General features: G+C 71.2%; 2 protein-coding genes. Both read right to left on the bottom strand.

Features of this window, described 5'->3' with window-relative positions; genetic code table 11:
* Positions 1–134: 134 nt before the first annotated feature.
* Entirely contained in the window at positions 135–2,594 is a 2,460-nt protein-coding gene (locus D6718_13405; protein RMG42735.1) for a hypothetical protein, read from the bottom strand.
* 479 nt (positions 2,595–3,073) lie between these two features.
* Positions 3,074–4,660 (bottom strand): hypothetical protein (locus D6718_13400; protein RMG42734.1); only part of this gene is annotated, 1,587 nt, incomplete at its 5' end.

Here is a 4,660-nt window from a genome sequence, read left to right as displayed (position 1 = left end):
GGCCCGGCTCGTGGCGGAGGCGCACAACAAGAAGACGCCGGCCGAGTGCCGAGGCCGTTCGGCGCCGCGGGCGGCGGCCTCGGACGATACCACGACCCCGGACGCTCTCCTTGAGCTTCCCCGGCTGCCCCCGCTCAGTCGAGATGAAGCTGGCGCCGGATCTCCGAGAAATCGTAGGGCGGAGAGCTCAGCTGCTGCTCGGACCACTCCATCTCCTTGAGCAGGACATCGAGTTTCCTCCGCCCGGTTTTCGTGCGGGACGCTTCGCGGGGCGTCTTCCCGTCCAGCGCGGGAAGCGGCAGGTCGATCCACTTCGCGTAGTGCCGCCGCTTGAGCTCGAGCGCCTGCTCGTCCGCGTCCGGTGGCGGGGTCCCCGCCGGTGCCGCACCTCCCCGGCCCTGCCGCCCGAAAAGGCTCGCGATCGGGTCGGCGTGCTCCCGCGCGCGGTGCCGCACGAGCGATCCGCACGCCTCCTCGATCCGGCGGCGCAGCGCGTCGGCCCGCGCGACCGAGTTCGTCTCGACCGCCATGCGCGATCCTTCGATCCGAACGACGCCGAGCAAGAGGCGATCCTCGTCTCCCGCCGCGTTCGTCTTGCCGGTGGGCCCGAGGAACGTCCAGCCGTCCTTCCGGTCCGGGTCGCTTGGCGGCTCGACGTCGGGCAGCGCTTCGAGCCGCCTTTCGACCTCGCGCTGGGCGCCGCGTGCGATGTCGAAGTGGTCGGTGGTGAACAGCAGCGGGTCTCCGTCCCTGTTCGTCAGTGCCGGCCGGTTGCGCTGTCGTGTCTCTTGGCGGATCGCAGCACGATTCCACGCGCGGATCAGATAGCGGGTGAAGTCCTCGTCCCGCAGGCACTCGACGGGTACCGGCTTCCTGCGGCGGAGGCGCTTCAGGGCGCGCTCGACGATCCCGGCGGCTTCCCGCGGTGGAAGCACAGTCCCATACAGGCCGCACACGACCGACAGCCCGCGATAGTCCACGACCCGGCAAAGCATCGCATCGCGCCGGAACAGCTTGCGCGCGCCGTCTGGCTCGACAATCGTGCGCCGCTCGCCGCTCAGCAGGTCTTCGAGCACGAAGCCGCACCCGGGGTCGATCTCGACGACCTCCCACACGCTGAACCAGGCACGTTGCTGCGCGGCGGCCCATTCGCGCAACGGGGCGGCCAGCCGGCCGGCGAACCGGTCGGCGACCGTCCGGCCGTCGAAAAGCGCGTCGTAGATGAGCCACGTGTACGCGGTCCCCGGGGCCCGTTCCGGGGTTGTGGCGAGCTTGAAGATCCTCTCGATCGCCTTCGGACCGAGTTCCTGGTCCATGTACTCGAACAGTGCGCGGAGGATATCGGTATCGAGCCCGCGGTACCTCTGGATCCGGGCTTGGTGCCGCTGCGCCTCCTGGCAGCGCGGCTGATGGCATTTCTCGAACTTGCGACCGCTGCCACACGGGCACGGGTCGTTTCGCCCGACACCACGATACGGGTCATCGTCCGCGGAGGTCTTCGCCGGGACATCCTCGAACTCGTCGTAAGCATGGTAGGGCACGGTGAAGCGGATGCGGACCCCTTTGGTGTCCCTGATCGACACCGAGACCGGCTCGGTCGCCCGCTTGTCGAACACCGATCCGTGGCGGAGGACGAACGTGGAGAGGCCGAGGGCGCAGCGCCAGAGGATCTCCGCTTCGCGTGCGTCCGGCGGGTTCGGCATCGCATCCCGACCGATGCTGCGGATGACCGGGCAGAGATCCTCGTGGGCCGGTTGCCAGCCGTGCTCTTCGATCTCCCGCCGCATCGTGGGGGGCAGCGCATGGATCGGCTGCAGCTCGAACGATAGCCAGGGCGTGCCGAAGTCGATCATGCCGTCCGGCCGCCGCGGGCGCTCATCTGCCTGCGCGAAGGTTTCCAGAGCTTCCCACGAGGGGAAGAGCAGAAAACCGGGGGCGGAATGGCCACGGCCGACGATCGACAAGCAAGCTCCCTCGATGTCGAGCGCAGGCAGGTCGACGCGCACCACCTGCTCCGGTCTCGCGACCTTCCACGGGCTCGCCGCGCGGAACATCTGCGCCGCCCGGAACAGGTGTTCGACCGTCTCCGGCGAAACGCCGCCCTCGAGGTAGCTTTGGTCGGGCATTTCCGGCGTGAGCCGCTCGTTCAGATCGGCGAGGAGTTCGTCGAGTTCGGGCGAGGGGGCGACGACGATCTCGACACCGCTCCCGGCGATGGCTCGCACTTCGCGGGCGATCCGATCGGTTTCGACCCGGATGCGGTCCGGCAGCCGGCGTTTAGCAGAGGAGGGAAGGTCGGCGATCAGTTGCCGCAGGCCGGCCGCGACCGCTCCCTCGGCCTGGTCCGGGGGGAGGAGGTCGTGGTAGAGGATCTTCCCCGAGGGAAGCTCGAGCCAGAACACGACCCAGGGATGCCACGGCGGATCGCGATTCGTGATCAGAACGGGCGATTCGCGGTGCCCGCCGACCCATTCCACCTCGCGCCCGCGACGCTTCGCCCGGCCGCCGGAGATGCCGCGCAAACCGCGTCTTTTTCTCGCCATCCCGCTCACCCGCGCCCCGGCATCGCCGTCACGCTCACCCCGGCGAAGCATAGCGCGACTTTCCGGCGGCCGGGAGTCGCGAGCGCCCCCAGCGCGTTTCCCCGGGGATTCGACCCCGAAAGCGGCTCGAATCAGCGAGCCGTGCAGCCGGGACTCTCGGCTCTCGCCGAGCCGTCCGGCGCCGCGCTCGTGCTTCGGCGGCAGGCTCCCGGCGAGCGCTCCCCGCGGCTCTCCTTCAGCCGGGCGATCCGCTCCCGCTACTGCCCGAAACGGGCGGCTGCACGCGGATGCGATCCGCGGCCGGGGCAGACGATCCGGTCCGGGCGCTGCAGCGGGTCGAGGCCGAGTACGGTCTCGGAGCCGGAAGTCCTTCCTGTCTCGCCGCGGATCGGGAGCCCGCGAACAGGAGCGTCATGGTACTCCCGGAACCGGCGGCAAGGGCGCCGTTGGCCTGGCGCGTGTCCCGGTTGCGGGAAACGCGGCCCCGAGCGTCCGGCGTCCGGCAGGCAACGACCGGCGCCATCCGGATGTCATCGCGAGGCCGGCAGCACGATCAGGAACCGGGTTCCCTCGCCGGCGACCGACCGCACCTCGATCGAGCCGCCGTGGGTCTCGACGATGCGCTTGACGATCGCGAGGCCGAGCCCGGTGCCGCGACCGCCCGTGTAGAACGGCTCGAAGACGTGCGGCAGGTGTTCCTCGGGGATGCCGGCTCCGTCGTCGGCGACGACGAAGCGGACGCGCGGCGGGGCCTCGGAAGCGGAATCGCCGGGCGGTTGGGCCCCGGGCGGTTCCCGCGCGTCGAGGGCCGCCTCGAGCCGGATCGAACGCGCGCCCCGGGCGTGCTTGCGTGCGTTCTCGAGCAGATTGACGAAGACCTGCAGCATGCGGTTCCGGTCGGCGAGGACGGGCGGAACGCCGTCCGCAACGTCGATCGCGATCGCCGGTCCGTCCTCGCCGTGCTCGTCGCGGAAGGCGGCGAGCGCCTGCTCGAGCAGCCAGCGCGGCGGGGTCGGCTCCCGGCGCAGCTCCTGCGGGCGCGCGAACTCGAGCAGGTCGTTCATCAGCACGGTCATCCGCTTCGCCTCCCGCTCGAGCACCCCGAGCTGCTCGGCCGCGTCGGCGTCGCCGCGCAGCCGCTCGCGCAGCATGTAGGTGGCGGCCTGCATGGCGAAGATCGGGTGCCGCACCTCGTGCGCGACGGCGGCGACGAGCCGGCCGTAGGCCGCCATCCGCTCGGCGTCGCGCAGGGCGGCGATCCCCTCGGCGACGCGCCGCTCCAGCGTCCGGTTGCTCTCCTCGAGCGAGCGGCGGGCGCGCTCGAGGTCCTGCGTGCGCTCCGCGACGAGTGCGGCGAGGCGCCGCTCCGAGGCGCGGATGCGGCCGACGCGGGCCCGGTACGCGCCGGCCGCCGCGCCGCCCGCCGCCAGCAGGCACAAGCCGAAGAACCACCACGTCTGATAGAAGTGCGGCGCGAGATCGACGGCGACGGCCGCCGGCTCGGCACTCCACACGCCATAGGCGTTGGCCGCCAGCACCTCGAACGTGTGCCGGCCGGGAGGGACGTTCGTGTAGTGCGCGACGCGGCTCGATCCGGCCTCGATCCAGTCGGAATCGACGCCGGAGAGCCGGTAGCGGAACCGCACGCGCTCCGGCAGCACGAGGACCGGAACCGTGTAATGGAACTCGAGCCTCCCGCGCCCGGGTGGAAAGCGCAGCGGATCGCCCCCGGCGAGCGACACCGGCACCGTCCGCCCCCCCGCGCGGACCGTTTCGATCCGCACCGGAGGCGGCGCCGTGGACGAGGGGAGACGGCGCGGGTCGATCATCGCGATGCCCTTGGTCGTCGCGAACCACAGCCGCCCATCCCGCCCCTTCCAGGCGGCGGGCTGCTGGCCGCCGTTGCACTCGCGGCTCGGCATGCCGTTCTGTTCGGTGTAGATGCGCGGCGTAACGCTCGCCCGCGTGCCGGCGGCGACCGCCTCGAGGTCGGCGATCGCCACGCTGTAGATCCCCTTGTTGCTGCTGATCCAGAGCCGTCCTTCTTCCTCGAGGATCGCGTAGGCGACATCGTCCGGCAGCCCCTGGCGCCGGGTCAGCACGGCCAGCTCACCGTC

Source organism: Acidobacteriota bacterium, assembly GCA_003696075.1.
Classification (GTDB): Bacteria; Acidobacteriota; Polarisedimenticolia; order J045; family J045; genus J045.
This window is presented reverse-complemented; position numbering and strand designations above follow the sequence as displayed.

What these genes read in the sequence shown, in the direction of transcription:
- D6718_13405 (RMG42735.1), bottom strand. Translation starts at nt 2,594, where the DNA reads ATGCTTCGCCGGGGTGAGCGTGACGGCGATGCCGGGGCGCGGGTGAGC.